We start from the raw sequence: 20770 nt of genomic DNA, 5'->3' as shown, positions 1-20770 counted from the left end.
ACTCACCCTCACCTCCACTTTCAGGACTAACAAACGATAGCCGACTCGGTCAGCGACTGTGACATGCACCATGGTGCATGTCACCAAGCGACCTCTTAGAGTCTTGGCTAATACTCATTAGCCAAGACTGGGAGTCGCCATGGCAGTCGGCCTCACCCAGGATCCCGTCGCCGCGGACCTCGCGCGCCGCACCGCCGACTTCGTCCGCAACATGGTGATCCCGGCCGAGGAACAGCACCGTGGCGTCGCGCGGACCGAGAACGTCCGGATCGGGCTCCAGCGGGCCGCCAAGGATGCGGGTGTCTTCGCACCGCACGTCGGCACGGAGTTCGGCGGCCACGCCGTCGCGCCGCTCACCGCCGCCGGACTCCGTGCTCTGACCCACCTGGAGCCGCGATGACCAACGTTATCGATCTCTTCCGGCTCGACGGCAAGGTCGCCGTCGTCACCGGGGCGAGTTCCGGCCTCGGCGCCGGATTCGCCCGGGCGCTCGCAGAGGCGGGCGCCGACGTCGTCCTCGCCGCCCGCCGCCCTGACCGACTCACCGAGACTGCGAGGCAGGTCCAGGACACCGGCCGCCAAGCCGTTCGGGCCCGGTCAGCTGGCGGGAGGCGGATGATGTGACCGTCCCGGGGTCTCCAGGCAACCTGCCTGAGGCGTTCACCACATTCGTGGGCAGGCGTCACGACATCGCCGAGGTCTGCCGGATGCTCGGCTCGGTGCGGCTGGTGACGCTCACCGGGATGGGCGGCGTGGGCAAGACGCGGCTGGCGCTGGAAGCGGCCGCCGCGGCCAAGACTGCCTTTCCCGACGGGACGTGGCTGGTGGACCTGGCGCCGGTGCGGGACCCCTCGGCGGTGGCGGGCACGGCCGCCGCCGCGACAGGGATCACGGACCTGGGTGCCAGGCCGGCCCTCGACCAGCTTGCGGAGCAGCTGACCGGACGCCGGGCACTGATCGTGCTGGACAACTGCGAGCATCTGGTCGAGGCAGCCGCCGAGCTGACGGACACTTTGTTGTCGGCCTGCGCCGAACTGCGCGTCCTGGCGACGAGCCGCGAGACGCTCGGCATCGCCGGCGAGAACGTGTTCGCCGTGCTGCCCCTGAAAGTGCCGGACGAAGCGGTCGAACTCCTGCGGGACCGCGCCTGCGCCGTACGAGCGGACTTCCGGATCACCGACGCCAACTGGGACACGGTCACCCGGCTGTGTGCCGATCTGGACGGCTTGCCGCTGGCCATCGAGTTGACCGCGTCCCGGCTGCGTACGCTCACCGTCGAACAGGCCGTGGACCGGCTGGGGGATCGCTTCGCGCTGCTCACTGGCGGCAGTCGAACCGCCCGCCCTCGGCAGCGCTCGCTGCGCGCGGCGATGGAGTGGAGCTACGAGCTGTGCTCGCCGGCCGAGCGGCTGTTGTGGAACCGTCTGTCGGTCTTCGTCGGCGGCTTCGATCTGGACGCGGTCGAAGGCATCTGCGCCGGAGAGGGCATCCCCGTACGGGAGGTGCTGGACCTCCTGGACCGGCTGGTCGCCCAGTCCGTCGTCCTGCCCACGGAAGCCGAGGACGTGCCCCGTTACCGGCTTTTGGAGAGCGTCCGCGAGTACGGTGGGGAGCGGCTCGCCGAGTCGGGTGAGGAAGAGCGCCTGCTGTTGCGGCACCGTGACTTCTACCTCGCCCTCGCCACTCGTGTCGCCGACGGCTGGTACGGTCCCGGCCAGGAGAAGGCCCTGGTCGGCCTGCGTGTCGAGCACGCCAACCTGCTGGCCGCGCTGGCCCACGACGACGACCCGCAGGCTACGCTCGCGCTGGCGGCGGCACTGCGTTTCCACTGGTGCGCCGGTGGTTTCCTCGCCGAGGGGCGGCGGCAGCTCGACCGGGCGCTCGCCGCCGCGCCCGACCCCACCCCGGCTCGCGCCTGGGCGCTGTGCGCCGCATCCTGGGTGGCGCTGCTGCAGGGTGATCATGGGGCGGCCGACCGGTGGCTGGCCGAGGCCGGGGAACTGGGCGAGGAGCAGGACGATCGAGTGGTATGTGCGCATGTCGTGGGCTTTCGCGGCTCACTGACGGCGTTCCAGGGGCGGTTGGCGGAGGCCGTGCCGTTGCTCGAGCGCGCGGTCGAGGCGCACACGGCAGCCGAGGGAGAGGCCTCGGCGGTCTTCGCATTGTTCCAGTTGGCCGCGGTGCGGATGGAGCTGGGGAATCCGGCGGGGGCGGAGACCGCCCGACAGGTGGTCGCCTTCTCGGAGGCGCACGGCGAGCAGTGGGCACGCGCCCATGCGATGTGGACACTGAGCCGTTACGCCTGGAGACAGGGTGACCGCGCTGAGGCCCTGGCGCTGGTCCGGGCCGCGCTGGAGATCGAGCGGGGCTTCAACGAGCCGCTCAGCGCCGCGCTGATGATGGAGACACTCGCCTGGATCACCGCTTCCTACGGGGAGCACAAGCGTGCGGGCCTGCTCCTCGGCTCCGCCCGCAGGCTGTGGCGCGAAGTGGGTGCGGACCTTTCCGCGTTCGGCCCGCCGCTGGACGAGGACCACACCCGGTGCAAACAGTCGATCGTGCACGCTCTGGGCCCCGAGGCGTACGAGGGGGCACTCGCGGTCGGCGGCGGTTATGACAGTCCCCGTCAGGCCATCGACCACGCCCTGGGCGCCGAGGGCGGGTCGACTGTGCCGGCCCCCGCTCCCAACCCCTTGACGCGCCGGGAACGGGAGATCGCCGCGTTGGTGGCCAAGGGCATGAGCAACCGGCAGATCGCCACCAGGCTGTTCCTCTCGCCGCGCACGGTCGACTTCCACGTGGGGAACATCCGAGCGAAGCTCGGCTTCGGAACCCGCACCCAGGTCGCGGGCTGGTGGGTATCGACTCAGGGGCCGGTCGAGTGAGCGCGTTGAGGATCCCGTTGGTATCGGTCTCGTGCGACGTCCGCCGACGGAATCGGCGGATCATCGCGAGTGCCGGCTGACGCGTGATGGCGGAAGGGATGCAGACACGCCGTCCGGGTCTATCCGTCGGCCAGGACGATGTCCCACTGCTGGCAGGCGTGGTTGAGCTAGGAGCTGTCTTCAAATGTCACGCCCACATCAGGAGCGAGGCGAGGGTGACGGCTGCCTGGTAGGACTCGGCGGTCTTGTCGTAGCGGGTCGCGATGCCGCGCCACTGCTTGAGGCGGTTGAAGCACCGTTCCACGACGTTGCGCCGCTTGTAGAGCTGTTTGTCGAAGGCCGGCGGGCGCCCGCCTCGGCTGCCGCGCCGCAGCCGGTTGCGGATCTGGTCGGCCCGCTCGGGGATGGTGTGAGCGATGCCGCGGCGTCGCAGCCAGGTGCGTATCGCGCGGGAGCTGTAGCCCTTGTCGCCCAGCACATGAGCGGGCCGCACCCGCGGCCGTCCCGGACCGAGGCGGGGCACCCGGATTGCCTCCATCACGGTGGTGAACTGGGTGCAGTCGTTGGTGTTGCCGCCCGTGAGCACGAAGGCGAGCGGACGCCCGAAGGCATCGCAGGCCAGGTGTATTTTGCTGGTCAGGCCGCCCCGGGAGCGTCCGAGCGCGGGGCTGCGGCGCCCCCTTTTCGGGCCCCGGCGGCATGCTGGTGGGCGCGTACGACGGTGGAGTCGACCGACACCAGCCAGTCGATCTCTCCCGCCGCGTCCGCCCGGGCCTGGGCGGCCTGGAGCATCCGCTCGAAGGTGCCGTCCAGGGCCCACCGTCGAAAGCGGGTGTGCAGTGTGTGCCAGGGGCCGTACCGCTCGGGCACGTCCCGCCAGGCGGTGCCGGTCCGGAACTTCCACACGATCCCGTTGAGCACGGTGCGGTCGTCCAACCGCTTCCGCCCACGCAAGGACTCGGGCAGCAGCGGACGGAGGAACTCCCACTCCTCATCGGACAGTTCATGGCGACGTATCACCCGACCATGATCCACCACTCAAGATCAATTGAAGACACGACCTAGGTCCGCTGGTGCACCAGGGCATAATCGGCGGTTGAGCATTTACTCCCGGACACTGGACCTTCTACGAGGTCCGTGCCCGGATCGGGGCCCGTCCGGCGCGGGCCGCGAATCTCCCGAGCTGTAGGTCGGGACTGAACCGAGGCCGAGCGATTGGCTTCGGCACATACGCGGCGGCACCTGCCGAGCACGAGGAGACGCGGAACTGCGGCATGAAGGGAACCCTCATGCCGCAGCTCGAGAAGCGCGGGGCCTCAATAGGCCCGAGGCGGGGTCGCGAAGTCAGACCGGATTACTGGTCGTCCTTAGCCGTCGCTGGCCGTCGGCGTCGATGCCGGCTTGATCACGACCCGGTTTGGGTAAGTGGTCAGCAGCGGGTCGGTGACCGACGATGGGGCGTCGGTCTGCACCACGACGCGGTCGTTTGCTCCGTCGTAGTGGACGTCCACGCTGTAGTTGGTGGTGTCATTGCTGGCGCCCGCAATCTGGTCGACGGCCGCGGTCTGGATGCCCTTGATCTGGGCGAGGGTGAACTGGGGGCTTTTGGCGGTGGTCGGGCTCGGCCAGCTGACCGGGACCTGCCCGTACTGGTCGGTCCAGCCCGGCGGCTTCGTCAGATCGTTGATGTCGCCGGTGTAGTCGGAGGGGAAGATGACGACGGGCCCGATGTTGGGGTCATCGAATGCGGTGAGCGCGCAGTTGTAGTCGGCCAGAGCCTGGACCTGCTGCCACTGAAGCTGCGTCGTGACATCGTTGGTGCCGCTCGCGGGAGCCGCGTTCTCGCCGAGTGACTCGGCCATGGCGGTCTGGTGCGGCGCACACTTGCCGGACGCCACGGCGTCGCTCTTGACCACCAGCTGGCCGGCGTATTGGGTGGCCAGCGGGTCGGTGATCGACGAGGGGGCGTCGGTCTGCGCCACTACCTGGTCGTGCATACCGTCGTAGTAGATGTTCAGCCGGTAGTTGGTGCTGCCGTCCTCCGGCTGCACCGCCGTCATGACAGCGTCCTGGATGGTGGAGATCTGGCCGACCGTGAACTGCGGGCTCCTCGCTGTTGTAGGGGTGGGCCAGGAAGTGGGTGCGTTCCCGTACCCGTCGGTCCAGTTGGGCGGAGCCTCCAGGTTGTCGATGTCGCCCGTGTAGTCGGAGGGGAAGATGATGACGGGCCCGACGGTGGGGTCCTGGAATACATCAAGCGCCTGGTTGTGAGAGGCCAGGGCCTGGACCTGCGCCCACTCCTCCTCGGTCTCGTTCGCGACGGCCCGTACCTCGGCGGCCGGAAGCGCCCGGTCGTAGACGCGGAAGTCCCGCATACGGCCCTTGAAGTACTGGTCGTTCGCATACAGGGAACGGCCGATGTAGTCCGCGGTCGTTGTTCCGCCGCCGATCGCACCAGGGGTGATCGTCAGGTTGGACTTGCGGGCCTTCTCCACTCCGTTCTCGTACAGGATGCCCGTGGTGCCCGTCTGGGTGTACGTCACGTGCTTCCACATGCCGCGCGCCAGCTGGTAGGACGTGTTCGACGGCCAGATGTCCTGCTTGGCGGTGTAGTCGGTCATCGAGACCGATGCATGGAACGCATTACCGGTGGCGAACAGGTAGCCGTTGCCGTTGCTGCCGCTGGTGTTTCCGAAGCCGTAGAAAAAGTACGGCTTGCCCATGGCCGGGTCGATCCACACGTCGAAGTCGACAGTGATCGAGTTGAGCCCGGCCATGATGTTGTCGGGAACCTTGACGTAGGTGTTGCTGCCATTGAAGCTCAGCCCGGACGCGCCCTTCCAGTCGACGGTGCCGTTGACGGTGCCGTCGCGTCCGTTGCCGGAGGAGTCGTGGGCGACCGTGCCGGACGTCTCGTCCAGCTTGTAGCGCAACACCAGGCCGTCGGTGACATCCGCCTGCGCCGGCCCGGCAACCATCAGTGATCCCCCGCCGACCAGTGCCAGCGAGACGAAGGCGAGGAGACCGGCGGACAACCGCCGCCGTGCCGGGCGGGTCGGGCCGGAACCAGCTTGACGCACGGCGTCGGCCGGATTCTTTCTTCGCATGGTCTTCCCTTTCAAAGCTTTCGGTGGCTGTCCGCCTGGATGGCCGTGCTAAAGGGCTTTCTCGCCTCTCGAGGCGCACAAGAGGCCGGGGCGGGAGGCGCCCTTCGGGGGCCGCTGGCACCTTGCCCTGCGCAGGCATTGGTCTGTCGGCCCCGGTGCATGGGCAAGCGCCGTGTGCGGGAGTTGGATCAGCCGGAAGTCAGTTTCGTCCCTTGGACGTCCCGAGGATGTATCGCGCGTACTGGATCGCCGTGTAGAGGACGATCACCACGGCGCTGCCGTAGGCGTCCCGCCGGTAAGCAGTGAGGGGGTGGGGGTCACGGTAGCCCTGCGGGAAACCGAGAAGCCAGTTGAAGCGACCGCTCAGCCGGCCCCATTGATTCTCCTGCGCAGCGATCTGCGGTGGAATAGAGTAGATGCCGTTTGTGCCGATAACGGTGGAGATACTGTCCCGCAAGGGGCGGAATCGGGTGGCTTCGGCGACGAACTGGATCATCCTCAGCACTCCCCGCGCCATGTTCTGGGTGTTGTCGGAGTCGTAGAGGTACCAGGCGGCCGCGCTGATGGAGTCGCGGCTGATCGGCATGTTCGCGCGGCGTTCGTGAGCCGCGGTTTCGAGGCTGGGGTAGTCCTCCTGGAACGAGGCCCGGAACGCGTTGTCAGGAGGGCGGTTCTCACCGTTCTCCATCCGCTGGGCTTCCGCGCTGGTGCGTGTGACGGTGCGACTCCCCAGGTAGCGGTAGTTGTTGTTGCGGTCCCACCAGCCGAGCACGTACAGGTCCGACCGGCGCAGCTGCAGACGCACGAAGTGGGAGCTGCCCCACATCTGGATATCGACCTGGAGGTACGACGAGACGCTGTTGGGGTTGGTGTGCTGCACCATGTAGGTGCTACCAGCACCTGGCACCTGGCCAGTCTGGCCGTCGTTGACCCGTCGGCGGATGTCGTTGATGAACTCGATGTAGTCGTAGCCGAAGTCTTGCCCGACGCGGAACATCGGGTTGCCGTCGTTGGCACGCGCGGACTGCACCGTCCCCATGGGACCGACCAGTGTGGCAATCAGGGCTAGCACGAGGGCGGCCAGGACGGCGGCGGTCCGAGGCCTGGCGACGGCGCCATTGGCCAGGAACCAGAACCGGTTCGGTCCGACTGTCAGTTGGCTGCTTGGAGACTTCTCACGGGCTCTATTGCTTACCGGTTCGGCCATAGTTTCTGCACTCTCCAGATGGGTGGCATGCCACTTCGCGGATGGATGGGTAGCCGGTCGAGCCGGGACAGCTCTCCGTACTGGGCGCGGGCGAGTGGGGCCGCCGGGGAGTGACACATGAAACGACTCGGGCTGCGTGTGCGCGAACCCAGAGCCGTCGCGGTGGGCTTCAAGCCCGGCCGTGCGTCATAGCGACAATGATCAGGGCGGGGGTTCCCCGAGGGCTACCGGCTCTTTCGCCAGTGCGTCCTGTTCCGGGGCCCAGGTGGTTTTACGGGGTTGCCCTACGGGTGAGCGCATGATTCCCCGCCGAACGGGACGCCATCCGGGCGCCGGGTCCAGATGAGGATGGCGGCAAGGTGGAGTGCGGCCTGGTAGGAGATGGCGAGCTTGTCCGTCTGTATGGCGAGGTCGCGCCACTGCTTGAGTCGGGCGATGCACCGCTCGACAGTATTGCGCTCTGTGTATGTCTCGGCGTCGAAGCCGGGAGGGCGGTCTCCGGCGCGGTCTCGCCGCAGGCGGTGGCCGATCTGGTCGGAGAGCTGCGGGATGACCGCGCGGATAGCCGCGTCTGCAGAGGTGCCTGCAGATTGCGTGGGAGGAGTAGGCGCGATCCGCAAGGACAGACGTAGGGCGGGTTCTTGGCCTGCCGGGTCCTCCTCGCGGGGTCCGGATTCCGGCCCTGACCGCCTCGATGGCCGGCGCGTCGCCGGCCTGGCCTGCGGTGACGTGGATGGACAGAGGCCGTGCCCGGCTGTCACTGGCCAGGTGGACCTTCGTGCTCAAGCCACCACGAGAGCGTCCGAGTGCGTGGTCCTCAGGCTCCGATCGATCGGACACCCCGTTTTTTTTCCTGACTCCTGCCGAATGCTGGTGAGCCCGGCAGACAGTGGAGTCGACAGAGACTGTCCAGTCCGCGTCGTCATCGGCATCAGCCACTGAAAGGACCGCCGCGAGGACCTGTTCCCATGTGCCGTCCACGGCCCACCTGATCAGGTGTTTGTGGACGGTCTGAAACGGCTCGGGCTACTCCGGGAGGTCTCTCCAGGGTGAGCAGGTGCGGTACTTCCACGCGATGGCCTCCAAGGTGCGGCGGTGGTTGGCCCACCGTCGTCCACGGACCGGATCGGCCGGCATCAGCGGCTCGATCCGGTTCCCACATCGCATCAGTGATCAGTAACCGGACAGACACATCCGATCAAGGGATAGACCCGTCAAAAAGAGACACGCTCTAGGGCCATCACCGGGGTGTGCACCGCGGGTTCGCCCGGCAGGACTACCTGGAACCCTCTCGTCCGGGCTCACCTGCCGCTCGGCGGGCCTGTCGTGGTCGTCTGGGACAATCTGAATGTCCATCGCTGCAGCCTGACGGCAGCTCACCTGTCTGGCCAGGCGGGGAGCGAGGACTGCTGGAACGAAAAGCACGATCACCGTGGCGGACGGTCAGGCGGCTCGACCGCGTATCTGCCGGTCGCCAGTCTCGGATTCCTCTCAACACCGAGTGTTGTGCGAGGCGGCTCCGACAGGCTGCCGGGCTGGAGCTGACGCCTCATCAAGGGGCATGCGCGGTGGAACGCAACGACGGTCCGGAGCGTGAGATGTGGAACGAGGCGGGGTCAGCGAGAAGACGCCCCCGGCGTCGAGCTCACGCTGAAGCCCAGCCTGCCTATCGGACTGGTCTGCCGGACGAACGTCATGAGGCTTTCCGTAGGAATCGCGGCGGGGGTCATCTCAGCGGCGAAGTAGCCCGGCGCGACGGCATTGACGCCCGGCCGCCGCCACTCCCCTATCGGCTCTACGCGATGCAGACCGCCCCGCGTGACAGACGGTGTCAGTAGACACAAGAGCCATGGGCGGCTGTCACGCGGCGGCGGACGCCGAGCGGAATCGACCGGCGAAACGCGGATCCGGGGCGGCGGATCTCAGCGGCCGTCGGCGCTTCCGCTCGGGATGGGACTGCCTGGATGCGTGCCCAGGCGGCCCGGGGTCGGTTCGCCCTTAACCTCGCCGATGTACACCGTCATCTGCTGGCGGATGCGCTCGGCCGCGGCGCGGTCCCGCAGGAACGCGGGGAATCCGTCGATGCCGGCGTTGTCGTACTGCCAGACCTTCTTCAGTCCGGCGGGTGCGGCCACGTCGGTGCGGACCGACCAGAGGTCGCTGGTCTGCCGCTCCTTAGACAACTGCCAGTTGAGGAAGAGCTTGGCGGCGGCCGGATGACGGGCGTCCTTGAGAATCGACTCGCGCTGCCCCCAGGCGACGAACGGGTCGTCCGTGCGGGGAAGCATGCCGACCGTGGTGGCCTCGGGGTCGTCCCCGGAGTCGGGGGTGACCCAGCCGCCGAGGCCGATGGCCTTCTTCCCTTCCGCCATCTGGTTGCCGGCGGAGTCGGAGCCGCGCAGGAACTCGGTGTTGCCTGCCATTGCTGCCAGCCAGGCCCAGCCGAACTTCTTCACGTATCGGCTGTAGAGGTAGAGCGTCGCGTCGTCGTCGTTGGGGTACGCCGAGGCGATGCGGCCCTTCCACCGCGGGTCCGCGAAGTCCCGGACGCTGCGGGGCGCGCCCGTTCCCACGAGGTTCTTGTTGTAGGCCGCGCCGAAGGCCAGGACGTCTGTGGCGACCCAGGCGCCGTCCTTGTCCTTGAACTTGTTGTAGACCTTGCCGAAACCGGCGGGCTTGTACGGAAGCAGCACTCCCTCGCGCTTCCAGCGTTCGAAGTCGGGCAGCGTCTGCAACTGAACCACGTCGGGCACGAGGCTGTCCGTGGCGAGTTGGTTGTCGATGCGTGCGTTGTGATACTTGCTGTAGTCGACAACCATCTCCACCTTGATATTGGGGAAGCGCTTCTCGAACGCGTTCTTGGTGTCGTTCTGCTGATCTTTCCAGTCGCCGCCCGCGTAGACGACGAGCTTTCCGCCCTCGGCCTTGGCCTCGGCGTACAGCTGGTCGAGAGACCGGGTCTCCTCCCCACCGGTCCCGGCGTCGGAACGGGCGGTGCCGAGAGCCATTCCAGTGGCGACCACGCTCATCGTGACGGCGACCGACAGAAGAACGCGAGGAAGCAGCCGTCGAGGGCCGGGGTTCGGGCTAGAGAGAGGGCTGGACAGCATCGTGGAGCTCCGATCGCTCGAGTGAGGGGACAGGACGAGACAGGGGGCGCAGTGTGCTCAGCGGACGGTGGCCTTCCCCAGCACAGAGGGCCACGTCGGAAGAAGCGGGACCACAGCGTGGCGAACACGGTCACGGCGGCGATGAAGCTGAGCAGCACGTGCAGGGGCGAGCCAGGCAGTTCCTCGATGCCGAGAACCCGAATGCCGACGACGTGGAAGACGTACGCGGTCAGCGACATCGTGCCGACCGCAATGACCGGACGGGCCAGGCGGTGGACGCACGGGAAGGCGTCCACCGCAGCCAGGCATGCGACGAGGACGGCGAGCGCGACGCCAGTGTGGGCCAGCATCGACAGGGTCGTCTCACTGTGCGGCGAGGCCACCATCAGCTCTGCCAGCGTGACGCCGGACGGGAAGCTCCAGGTGTCGGACCACCAGGCCGAGGAGGCCGAGCCGGATCAGGCCCGCCACGCGCGGGTCATCTCTGGAGGCCGTGAACGCCGCACCGGTGCCGAAGGTGTCCTACGGCTTCATCGAAGGGGGCTCGTTTCTCTTGGTCAGGCTTGGCTTGGGCTACAGACGGTGACGGTCGTGGTGTTGGTGGCCGTGGTGCCCTTCGAGTTGATCAGTTCGGCCCGGTAGACGTAGGTGCCGTTGGGCTTATCCGTGAATGTCGTCTCGACTGACGAAGTGCCTCTGACCGCGTCGGGCACGCGCGCGGAGATGAGCTTGCCGTTCTCGTACAGGCGGTAGAAGCTGCCCCGGGTCCCGTGCCGGAGGTTCATCGTGACGCTGTAGTTGCCGTCGTGGCGGCCGTGCGTCCGTCGACTGGTGTTCGAGAGGGTTCCGGCGCCCGGTGCTGAAGTGTTCTCGACAAAGCTCTGCAGCGCGTCCCGGACGGCGAAGTAGGCCGGCTTGGGGTTGTAGTCCTCGTCGAACATGAGCGGCTTCGCGCCGGGCAGCCAGGTGTAGGCGTGCTTGTCGGTGAAGCCCCAGAAGCTGATGTCCCGGATTCCCGCCGCCAGTGCCTCGGCAACGATGTCCCCGTAGATCTGCGTCTGCTGGTCGACGTCGTAGGTGTGCACGTCGAGTTCAGTGATGGCGACGTCGAGTCCGAGAGCGTGGTAGGAGTTCGCCATCTGTGTGATGACCCCGGGCTCGGGGCCCGCCTGGGTCTCGTGCATCTCGAAGCCCACGCCGTCGATGGGGACGCCGTCGGCAACCAGGCCGGCAACGAGATCGTAGAGCTCTTGGCGCTTTTCCGGGTAGAACTCCACCAGGGATTCGTTGAGGAACAGCTTGGCCTCGGGATCGGCGGCGTGGGCGATGCGGAATGCTTCCGCGATGTAGTCCGCGCCGAGAACCTTGTAGAAGTCGTTCTTCTCTAGGCCCGTTCCGCCGAATGTGGAGAACGGCTCGGTCACGACGTCCCACCGGTCCATTTTGCCGGCGTAGCGGTCCATGATCGTGTTGAAGTGGGTGCTCATGACCGTGCGGAGTTCGTCCGGGTCGGTGATCGCGGTCACGTAGCCTGGGTTGCAGCAGCCTGAGATGAGGCCGTGACCCTTGACTACCATGTTGTTGTCTTCTGCGAAGCCGACGAGCCGGTCAAGGCCGGCGAAGTCGAAGCTGCCTTCCTGGGGTTGGACGAAGTTCCACTTGAGCTCGTTCTCGGGCGACAGGCTGGCGAACTGATCCGCCAGAACCTCGCCGAACTGAGATTCGTCGAGGTAGCTGGGGTTGATCGCCCCGGACCCGATGAGGATCCCCTCGCCCGCCGCTAGTTCTCGGAGAGTGGGGGACGAATTGGCTGAGGCGCTGGCGACTGGGATGGCCGCCGTCGCGAGTCCCATGGTCACGGTTACGAGCGCCGCAACGATGCGGTGCGTTCTCATTGAATGGTGCCTCACATTCATGTGTGATGGATGGCCCGAGAGCGCGGCAGCGATCCTGGGAGAATGGGTTGTTTCGCGGCAGGCGGTATCGCAAGCAGGTTTCGGCCGGGGGCCGCTACTCGGGGTTCGCCGGCTGCGGGAACTGACCTGATCAGTGCTGCGTCGGGCACATCGTAGTTATGCGGCTTCGTCATGTGGCCCCGACGTTGTGCAGGGTCCATCTGGACCCGCCCGGTCACCTCACTGATTGGCGAGGACCGGGACGACCTTCGTTGCACAGAACTCGGAGAGCCAGTGCGCGCTCAGCTTCGGAATGCGTTCTTGAGTGTCGTAGTCGACGCGGATGATTCCGAAGCGAGGACCGTACCCCTCAGCCCATTCGAAGTTGTCGAGCAGCGACCACACGAGGTATCCCACGACATTCGCGCCGCGCTCCCGAGCGCGGTGAGTCGCCGTTGCATGATCGATGAGGAACTGCGTCCGGTCGCGGTCCAGGACCATGCGCTGGCCGTTGGATTCGCTGACCACATCCGCGAATGCCGCACCGTTCTCCATGACCATGATGGGCAACTCGGGAAACTCCTTCGAGAGGGCGACCAGGTGGTCCTCCAGCCCTCGTGGCTCGATTCCCCAGTCCATGGCCGTTCGCTCCAGATCGCCTCGACGAACGATTTCGATGCGTTCCGAGCCAGGAAAGGCCGTACCGCCCGTGGCTTCGGTAGCGGGGTCGAAGTCCGGCTTCGCGCGTACGTGCATGACCTCGTAGTAGTTGACCCCGAGCAGGTCGATCGGTTGATGGCAGATCTTCACGTCGCCTGGGTGCACGAAGCTCCAGTCGGTGAAGGTACGGGTGTCGTCGAGAAGGTCGGCTGGGTACTCCCCGCAAAGCATCGGCCCTGTGAAGACGCGGTTGGCTACGGCATCGAAGCGACGCGCGGCCTCAGCATCCTCCGGGGTCTCGGCTTCGATGCGGAAGATGTTCAGCACAACGGAAATCTGAGCATCGGGGTGCTTCACGGTTCGCCGCAGCGCTGCCACCGCAAGCCCGTGCGAAAGGTTGAGATGGTGTGCGGCCTTGAGTGCATCCGCGTGGCTTTTCACACCGGGCGCGAACGCCCCACTGCCGTATCCGGCGAACGAGTTGTTCCACGGCTCGTTGTGCGTCGACCACATGGCGACCCGGTCTCCAAGGGCGGCGCCCACGATCTCCGCGTACTTCTCGAAGGCAAAGGCGGTCTCGCGTCCCCGCCAGCCGCCATAGCGGTCCTCCAGTACCTGGGGGAGATCCCAGTGGTTGAGCGTCACGATCGGTGTGATTCCGCGTGAGAGCAGGCCGTCGATGAGCCGGGAGTAGAACGCCAGGCCCTCTGGATTGACTGCACCTTCGCCCGTGGGCATCACGCGCGGCCAGGAGATGGAGAACCGGTAGGTGTCGAGGTTGAGGGAGGCCATCAGGTCGAGATCGATCTCGACCTGATGGTAGTGGTCCGCGGCGACGTCACCGGTTGCACCTTGGGCAGTCTTTCCCGGCGTGCGACTGAATGTGTCCCAGATGGACGGCCCCCGTCCGCCCTCGCCCACGCCGCCCTCGATCTGGTAAGCGGCGGTCGCGGCGCCAAGGATGAAGTCGGACGGGAACGTCAGGTGCCCGCGGGCGATCGAGTCGCGATACATGAAACAGCCTCTCTGGTGACGTGGCGCGCCAAAACCTAACACCTGAACTGTTATCGGCACAGGGGCTGAGCGAACTCTGGCGTCTCGCTCCCGGAAGGCCCGCACACTGCGGCTGCGTCCGGCGGCATCACAGCTGATCAGGGAAGCGTGAAGCCCGTTGCCTGAAAGGCATGACCGAGCGCCGTGGGCACGAACGGCCATTCCTTGAGGGGTGCTGCTCCAGCTAGTTGGAGCCTGGGGGCACTGAAGAGCGCGTGTAGGCGGAGGTGCGTGAGGTACTCCGCAAGCGCGACCCCAGTCGACGCCGACACTCTCTGGCTCAGTGCGTTGGAGGCTGCGGGCGTGCACATGACCCCGACTCCCTTGCAGGGTTCCGGCATGCGTCGGCAGTCCTGCCGTAGCTCCCTTCGACCGCGATCGCTGGCCAGCTCGTCAGGTAACCGAAGGGCGCAATAACGCGACTCGCCACTGCCACGGCGATGGAGGAATTGACCTAGCCGCCCCGACCTCAGCCGACGCGGTTCCTGCTAGCCGCGGGGCGGGTCCAACCTTGCCAGCTGCGCTCGCTTCGGACCACTCCCCCACCCCCAGCCGAGCACCAGCTCTGGACCGGTGCGCTTGCCCCAAACCAGCCCGACATCGCCTGCGCCGCGGGCCTCGACCACCATTCAGTCGGAGTCGTCGCCGTCGCCCCGGCCGGAATCTTCCGGCGCCGGGTGCTGCGACCAGTGCGCCCGGGCAGCTGCTACGAGGCGCCAGAAGGCGTCGACAGCCTCGACGACATCGAGGTCGTCCCGGTATCGCCGCTGGAGCTGCAGTCCATCCTGCACAGCGATTCCCAGGGTGGCGATCACCTCCGGGCTGACCAGGGCGTGCCCGGAAGTCTCGGGACCGGGATCGAGCGTCTGCGTCTGCGCCAAGCGGTAATGCTCGACGAAGTAGGTGTGCGCCGGGTGGTCGCGATCGATCGCCTCAGCGGAGAGGATGATGAACAGGGACGTCAGCCCCTCGTGCTCCGCGGAATGGCGCGCGACCTCCCGCGACCGGGTCGCGACATCGGTGGCATCGAGCTCCGACAGGTAGTCGGCGACCGACGAGTCGCGCAGACCGAGTACTTCTACAAGGAGTTCTTCCTTGTCGGCGAAGTGGTGAAGGACCCCTGTCTGCGTGAGGCGCATGCGCCTGGCGAGCTCGCGCATCGACGAGTGCGCGTATCCAGATTCAGCAAAGAGCTCGGCTGCAGCGGCGATGATCTCTCGGCGGCGCTGAAGCCCCTTGCGATAGGGCCCCCGAGGCCCGGTGCGTTCCGCCATGTCCTCAACATACAGCGAGGTGGTGTCGCGCTTGGCCTGGGTGCGGGCGTGACGATGAAACCTGAGCGAATACTTGTCACGTGAACTGTGTTACGTGATACTGGCCGCCACCGCGACATCCGAGACGACACCTCAGCTGGGGACGCAGCGGCTTGTGCGACCTTCGGGCGACAGGGTTCGGGCATGACGCAGGAGCGCGCAGCGGCCCAGGGCGGCCGCCTTGTCGCCGCGGAATCTAGGCACACCGCCTGAGACAAAAGGACTACAGATGCGATCCACCCAAAGAGCCATCGCTGTGCTTGCAGCGGCCTCGCTGACCGTCCTCGCTGCCGGTTGCGGATCCAGCGACAAGGGCGACGCTGACGGCAAGATCACCCTCAAGGTGTCGACGTTCAGCGAGTGGGGGTACGGCGACCTGCTGAAGGAGTACCAGAAGCTTCACCCCGAGATCACGATCAAGCACAACCGCTTCGCCACGAGCGATGCGGCCAAGGAACAGTTCCAGACCGCCCTCGGCGCGGGCTCGGGGCTCGCCGATGTGGTCGGTGTCGACAACAGCTGGCTCCCGCAGGTCTTGCAGCACCCGGACAACTTCGTGGACCTCTCCTCTTCGAAGGTCACGGGCCGCTGGAAGGACTGGACCACCAAGCTCGCATCCACCAACAACGGCAAGCTGCTCGGCTACGCGACGGACATAGGCCCGCAGTCCATCGCGTACCGCAGCGACCTGTTCAAGGCGGCCGGCCTGCCATCGGATCGCGAAGCGGTGGCCAAGCTGTTCGGGGGTGACAAGGCGACATGGGACGACTTCTTCGCCGTCGGCGAGAAGTTCAAGGCCGCCAAGACGGGCCCGGCGTTCTATGACGCATCAGCCTCGGTCGCGACCAGTTGGGGCGACCAGTACAAGGTGCTCTGGGAGGATCCCAAGACCGGCGACATCGTCGCAGGCCATAACAAGGATCTTCGGAACATCTACGACACGGTGACGTCGCACGAGAACCTCTCGGCTCACCTGGCGCGGTGGAGCGAGGACTGGGTGAGCGCGTTCCAGAAGGACAAGTTCGCGGTCATGCTCGCACCGTCGTGGATGCTGGGCGTGATCAAGGGCAACGCGGCCGGGGTCAAGGGATGGGACATCGCCGACGTCTTCCCCGGCGGCGGTGTCAACAGCGGCGGGTCGTACCTCACCGTGCCGACGCAGTCGGAGCACCCCAAGGAAGCGCAGGCGCTCGCGGAGTGGCTCACCGCCCCTGAGCAGCAGCTGAAGGCGTTCAAGGCGACGGGTAACTTCCCCAGCCAGGTCGAGGCCCAGAGCAGCGACCAGTTGCAGAAGGTGACCGATCCCTTCTTCAGCGATGCGCCCGTGGGGAAGATCCTCACCAACCGCGCGTCGGCGATCACCACGATTCCGTACAAGGGTGACAACTACTTCGCGATCACGGCGGCGTTCAACAACGCGATCAACCGTGTCTCGGTCGACAAGACCGACTCTCCGAAGAAGTCGTGGGACACGTTCGTCGACGAGCTGGACGCGCTGAAGTGACCGGTTCGTCCGCGCACTCGGGGAGGCCCGCCACGGCGGGCGTCCCCGAGTCACCACCGAAGGAAAGGCGCATGGTCCATTCGGCAGCGAGCGCGTCAACCCGCACAGGCGCCTCCCCTCCACGACTGCCCTCCTCCTGGCGTCAGCGTCTCGGCCGCTGGGACATGAAGGCGTCGCCGTACGCCTACATCTCACCGTTCTTCATCCTGTTCGGGCTCGTCGGCCTGTTCCCGCTCCTGTACACCGCGTACGTCTCGCTGCACGACTGGGACCTCATCGGCGGCCAGGGCGACTTCGTCGGGCTCGACAACTTCACCTTCGTCCTCGATCAGCCGGTCTTCTGGGACTCACTGGGCAACACTGTCAGTATCTTCCTGCTGTCGACGGTCCCTCAGATCGCGATCGCGATCGCACTCGCCAGTCTCCTGCATGCGAACATCCGCGCGCGGACCTTCTGGCGGATGGGGGTGTTGCTGCCGTACGTCATCGCCCCGGTCGCCGTGTCGCTGATCTTCTCGCGCATGTTCGCGGATCAGTCCGGCCTGGTCAACGCACTGCTTGAGCAACTGGGAATGGACCCGATCGGCTGGCACCGGGACAGCATGCCGGCGCACGTCGTCATCGCCAACATGGTCAACTTCCGGTGGACCGGCTTCAACACGCTCGTGCTGCTGGCCGCCATGCAGGCGATCTCCCGTGACCTGTACGAAGCGGCAATCCTCGACGGCGCGGGCCGGTTGCGGCAGTTCTTCTCCGTCACAGTGCCGTCCGTACGTCCGACGATCATCTTCGTCGTGATCACGTCCACGATCGGCGGCCTGCAGATCTTCGACGAGCCGCGGCTGTACGACACGCAGGGGCTCGGCGGGAGCTCGGGGCAGTGGAAGACGATCACTCTGTACCTGTACGAGCTCGGCTGGAATCAGCAAAGGCTGGGCCGTGCCGCAGCCGTCGCTTGGCTGCTCTTTCTGCTGATCGTCGTGTTCGCGCTGGTCAGCAACTGGCTGTCGCGCCGCATCGCCTCCGGCGACGATCCAGTCGCCGTCCCCCGAAAGGCGCGCCGCGCCGCCCGGCGAGACATGAGCGGGGCAGCAGCTGTCACGCCCGTCTCCTCCGCATCATCCGGTGACACTCCCGGGAGCAGCACGTGACCAGGCCCTCTATCCCGTACATCGAGCAGACATCCGGCCGCGGTGCCGCCCGGGCGGCACGCCGCCGTCGCGGGCGGGATCACGGTGCTGCGCGCCGCCCCGGATTGATGACCTACGTCGTCCTCACCGTGGTCGCGCTCATTTCGATCTTCCCGCTCTACTACACGCTCCTGCTTGCGTCGTCGACATCGGCGGAGGTCGCGCAGAACCCGATCCCCTCGCCGATCCCGGGCGGGCATCTGGGCGACAACCTCGTACGCGTCTTCGAGTCCGACATCGATCTGCCGCGCGCGGTCTGGAATTCCGTCTTCGTCTCGGTGACGACGGCGCTCGCGGTCGTGTTCCTGTCCACGCTGGCGGGCTTCGCCTTCGCGAAGCTTCGGTTCAAAGGGCGGGCAGGTCTTCTCGCGTTCGTCGTGGCCACCATGGCGGTCCCGACGCAGCTGGGCGTGGTGCCGCTGTTCATCGTCATGCGCGAGCTGGGACTGACGGGGAGCCTGTGGGCAGTGATCATCCCTGGTGTCGCATCCGCCTTCGGGGTTTTCTGGATGACGCAGTACCTTCAGGCGGCGCTGCCCTATGAGCTCATCGAAGCCGCACGTATCGACGGGGCATCGACGTTCCGGATCTTCCGATCCATTGTGCTGCCGGCCGCCAGGCCCGCGTTGGCGATGCTCGGACTGTTCACTTTCATCGGGGCGTGGACCAACTTCTTCTGGCCGTCGATCGTGCTCGGAACGACCAACCCGACGCTGCCCGTTGCGCTGCAGCTGCTGCAATCCGGGTTCTTCAAGGACATCCCCCTGATCATGACCGGTGTGCTCGTGTCGGTGGTGCCGCTGCTGGCGCTGTTCGTCCTTCTCGGCAAGCAGCTCGTCGCCGGCGTCATGCAGGGAGCCATCAAGGGGTGACGCTGGCGGCCGCAGCGCCCGACCGGATCGGAGTGCGCCATGGTGCGCTGCCGCTGAGTCCGAGCCCCCACCTTGCCGAGGCCGCCCCGAGGCCCCGGAGACGAAATTGAGAGGACCGACCGACCCCCCATGCACGACACGACCGCACCGGACCGCATCGAATTCCGCGACCTCAACGGCAACGGCCGCATGGACCCGTACGAGGACCCGCGGCTCAGCGCCGAGGACCGCACGGAGGACCTGTTGTCCCGGCTCTCGCTCGAAGAGAAGGTCGGTCTCCTCTTCCACACGGTCATCGAGATCGGCCCGCAGGGCACTGTCCTCGAAGAGCCCGGCGCGATCAGCAAGTCGCCCACCAGCGAGGTGATCCTCGACAGGGCGATGAACCACTTCAACGTGCACCGCATCGAAGACGCCCGGACAGCCGCACGATGGAACAACGCGATCCAGCGGCTGGCCGAGAAGACGCCGCACGGCATCCCGGTGACGATATCCACCGACCCGCGACACGGATTCCTGGAGAACGTCGGGGCGTCGTTCACGGCGGGCCCGTTCTCGCAGTGGCCCGACGGGCTCGGGCTCGCGGCGCTGCGCGACCCGGATGTGGTGCGCGAGTTCGCGCGACGGGCACGCGACGAGTACCGCGCGGTGGGAATCCGCATGGCGCTGCATCCCCAGGTCGACCTTGCCAGCGAGCCCAGGTGGGCACGTCAGCTCCAGACCTTCGGCGCTGACACCGATCTTGTGGTGGCGTACACGCGCGCGTACCTCGAAGGCTTCCAGGGCGACATTCTGGACTCGACGAGCGTCGCCTGCGTCACCAAGCACTTCCCCGGTGCCGGCGCGCAGCTGGACGGCGAGGACGCGCACTTCCCGTACGGCCGCGAGCAGGTCTACCCGGGCGGGGCGTTCGATGAGCACCTGCGTCCGTTCACCGCCGCCATCGAACACGGCACCGCCGCGATCATGCCGTACTACGGGATGCCCGTCGGGCTCGAGATCGACGGCGTACCGATCGAGGAAGTCGGGTTCGGGTACAACAAGCAGATCCTCACCGGACTGCTGCGCGACAAGCTCGGCTACGACGGGCTGATCATCACGGACTGGGAACTGGTGAACGACAACCCCGTCGGGGACCAGGTACTGCCTGCCCGCGCGTGGGGCGTCGAGGAGCTCGACGCCCGCAGGCGCCTGGTCAAGATCCTCGACGCAGGCGCGGACCAGTTCGGCGGCGAGCAGTGCACGGACCTGCTGCTCGAGCTCGTGCGGGACGGCGTCGTCGCGGAGAGCAGAATCGACGAGTCGGCGCGCCGCGTCCTCCTGGTCAAGTTCCGGCTCGGCCTTTTCGATGACCCCTTCGTCGACGAGGAGACTGCCGCGGCCATCGTGGGTAACGCTGAGACCCGTCGCGCCGGCTTGGAGGCGCAGTCCCGATCGGTCACCGTTCTCAAGAACTCCGTCGTCCACGGCTCGCCGCTGCTCCCCCTCTCTCGAGACGCGAGAGTGTACGCAGAAGGCATCGAACCGGAGGCCCTCGCACGGGCCGTCACTCCGGCGGCCATGCCACAGGAGGCGGACCTCGCCATCGTGCGCATCGACGCGCCCTTCGAGCCACGGGACGACCTGTTCCTGGAGTCGTACTTCCACCAGGGGTCTCTCGAACTGCCGCCCGGCCTCGTGCACCGACTGCGCATGATCGCCCAGCAGACCCCGCTTATCGTGGATGTCGCCCTGGACCGCCCCGCCATTCTCGCGCCGCTGATCGACGCCCTCGCAGGTCTCACGGTGACCTTCGGCGTCTCGGACGACGCCTTGCTCGCCGCCCTCACCGGGCGCATCGCCCCCCAGGGCAGGCTTCCCGTCGAGCTGCCACGATCGATGCAGGCCGTGCGAGAGTCCGCGCCTGACGCGCCGGCGAACACCCCCGACCCGCTGTTTCCCCTGGGATCCGGGCTGGAGATCTGATGTCCACTC

General features: G+C 66.8%; 13 protein-coding genes and 3 pseudogenes. 7 read left to right on the top strand and 9 right to left on the bottom strand.

The genetic code is table 11. The annotated features are described in order from the left end of the window. Positions 1–139 precede the first annotated feature (139 nt). The 3 genes from C6376_RS41040 to C6376_RS41030 are packed head-to-tail and all read left to right on the top strand — an operon-like array spanning position 140 to position 2885. Positions 140–400: a hypothetical protein gene (locus C6376_RS41040; protein WP_216825672.1), complete on the top strand. Its 261-nt coding sequence runs from the start codon at positions 140–142 to the stop codon at positions 398–400. Then, positions 397–624: an SDR family NAD(P)-dependent oxidoreductase gene (locus C6376_RS46290; protein ID WP_301554734.1), complete on the top strand. Its 228-nt coding sequence runs from the start codon at positions 397–399 to the stop codon at positions 622–624. The genes C6376_RS41040 and C6376_RS46290 overlap by 4 nt, the downstream gene beginning before the upstream one ends. A 47-nt stretch (positions 625–671) precedes the next feature. Next, a complete protein-coding gene (locus tag C6376_RS41030) occupies positions 672–2885 on the top strand; it encodes a LuxR C-terminal-related transcriptional regulator (protein WP_254076283.1) in 2214 nt (737 codons plus the stop codon). A 187-nt stretch (positions 2886–3072) separates the two neighbouring features. On the opposite strand, the pseudogene C6376_RS41025 reads toward C6376_RS41030, so the two are convergent. The 9 genes and pseudogenes from C6376_RS41025 to C6376_RS40980 form a co-directional block, all read right to left on the bottom strand. Further along, a pseudogene (locus C6376_RS41025) lies at positions 3073–3902 on the bottom strand (IS5 family transposase). Between the two features lie 350 nt (positions 3903–4252). Beyond that, positions 4253–5992 carry a LamG domain-containing protein gene (locus tag C6376_RS44900; protein WP_216825671.1) on the bottom strand — a complete coding sequence of 580 codons (1740 nt, stop codon included), beginning with the start codon at positions 5990–5992 and terminating at the stop codon, positions 4253–4255. 199 nt (positions 5993–6191) lie between these two features. Next, positions 6192–7031, bottom strand: coding sequence for a ribosome-inactivating family protein (locus tag C6376_RS41015; protein ID WP_159083443.1), 840 nt, complete (start codon positions 7029–7031; stop codon positions 6192–6194). A gap of 452 nt (positions 7032–7483) precedes the next feature. After that, positions 7484–8391 (bottom strand): annotated as a pseudogene (locus C6376_RS41010) (IS5 family transposase). Positions 8392–9121: 730 nt separating this feature from the next. After that, positions 9122–10228: an ABC transporter substrate-binding protein gene (locus C6376_RS41000; RefSeq protein WP_107448279.1), complete on the bottom strand. Its 1107-nt coding sequence runs from the start codon at positions 10226–10228 to the stop codon at positions 9122–9124. A 158-nt stretch (positions 10229–10386) separates the two neighbouring features. Next, positions 10387–10764 (bottom strand): annotated as a pseudogene (locus C6376_RS40995) (DUF418 domain-containing protein); the annotation flags it as partial. A gap of 102 nt (positions 10765–10866) precedes the next feature. Continuing rightward, a complete protein-coding gene (locus C6376_RS40990; RefSeq protein WP_254076282.1) occupies positions 10867–12204 on the bottom strand; it encodes an endo-1,4-beta-xylanase in 1338 nt (445 codons plus the stop codon). A gap of 240 nt (positions 12205–12444) precedes the next feature. Continuing rightward, a complete protein-coding gene (locus C6376_RS40985) occupies positions 12445–13878 on the bottom strand; it encodes a GH1 family beta-glucosidase (protein WP_173985825.1) in 1434 nt (477 codons plus the stop codon). Positions 13879–14546: 668 nt separating this feature from the next. Beyond that, complete coding sequence (locus tag C6376_RS40980) at positions 14547–15191, bottom strand: TetR/AcrR family transcriptional regulator (protein WP_107448277.1); 645 nt, start codon at positions 15189–15191, stop codon at positions 14547–14549. Positions 15192–15459: 268 nt separating this feature from the next. Between C6376_RS40980 and C6376_RS40975 the strand changes: the two genes are divergently transcribed. The 4 genes from C6376_RS40975 (at position 15460) to C6376_RS40960 (ending at position 20761) form a co-directional block, all read left to right on the top strand. After that, positions 15460–16734: an ABC transporter substrate-binding protein gene (locus tag C6376_RS40975; protein WP_107448275.1), complete on the top strand. Its 1275-nt coding sequence runs from the start codon at positions 15460–15462 to the stop codon at positions 16732–16734. A gap of 71 nt (positions 16735–16805) precedes the next feature. Continuing rightward, positions 16806–17885 (top strand): carbohydrate ABC transporter permease, encoded by a 1080-nt coding sequence (locus tag C6376_RS40970; RefSeq protein WP_254076281.1) that lies wholly within the window; start codon positions 16806–16808, stop codon positions 17883–17885. Beyond that, positions 17882–18796, top strand: coding sequence for a carbohydrate ABC transporter permease (locus tag C6376_RS40965; protein WP_173985824.1), 915 nt, complete (start codon positions 17882–17884; stop codon positions 18794–18796). The genes C6376_RS40970 and C6376_RS40965 overlap by 4 nt, the downstream gene beginning before the upstream one ends. 129 nt (positions 18797–18925) lie before the next feature. Beyond that, a complete protein-coding gene (locus tag C6376_RS40960) occupies positions 18926–20761 on the top strand; it encodes a glycoside hydrolase family 3 protein (protein WP_107448270.1) in 1836 nt (611 codons plus the stop codon). Positions 20762–20770 lie beyond the last annotated feature (9 nt).

It is taken from the genome of Streptomyces sp. P3 (assembly GCF_003032475.1).
Taxonomy (GTDB): domain Bacteria; phylum Actinomycetota; class Actinomycetes; order Streptomycetales; family Streptomycetaceae; genus Streptomyces.
Note: the sequence above shows the minus strand (reverse complement) of the source record. Positions and strands in the feature narration are given on the sequence as shown.

Excerpts from the sequence above, each read along its gene's own strand:
- C6376_RS41040 (WP_216825672.1), top strand. The coding sequence starts at position 140 with ATGGCAGTCGGCCTCACCCAGGATCCCGTCGCCGCGGACCTCGCGCGC.
- C6376_RS46290 (WP_301554734.1), top strand. The coding sequence starts at position 397 with ATGACCAACGTTATCGATCTCTTCCGGCTCGACGGCAAGGTCGCCGTC.
- C6376_RS44900 (WP_216825671.1), bottom strand. The coding sequence starts at position 5,992 with ATGCGAAGAAAGAATCCGGCCGACGCCGTGCGTCAAGCTGGTTCCGGC.
- C6376_RS41015 (WP_159083443.1), bottom strand. The coding sequence starts at position 7,031 with ATGGGGACGGTGCAGTCCGCGCGTGCCAACGACGGCAACCCGATGTTC.
- C6376_RS41000 (WP_107448279.1), bottom strand. The coding sequence starts at position 10,228 with ATGAGCGTGGTCGCCACTGGAATGGCTCTCGGCACCGCCCGTTCCGAC.
- C6376_RS40990 (WP_254076282.1), bottom strand. The coding sequence starts at position 12,204 with ATGAGAACGCACCGCATCGTTGCGGCGCTCGTAACCGTGACCATGGGA.
- C6376_RS40985 (WP_173985825.1), bottom strand. The coding sequence starts at position 13,878 with ATGTATCGCGACTCGATCGCCCGCGGGCACCTGACGTTCCCGTCCGAC.
- C6376_RS40980 (WP_107448277.1), bottom strand. The coding sequence starts at position 15,191 with ATGGCGGAACGCACCGGGCCTCGGGGGCCCTATCGCAAGGGGCTTCAG.
- C6376_RS40975 (WP_107448275.1), top strand. The coding sequence starts at position 15,460 with ATGCGATCCACCCAAAGAGCCATCGCTGTGCTTGCAGCGGCCTCGCTG.
- C6376_RS40970 (WP_254076281.1), top strand. The coding sequence starts at position 16,806 with ATGGTCCATTCGGCAGCGAGCGCGTCAACCCGCACAGGCGCCTCCCCT.
- C6376_RS40960 (WP_107448270.1), top strand. The coding sequence starts at position 18,926 with ATGCACGACACGACCGCACCGGACCGCATCGAATTCCGCGACCTCAAC.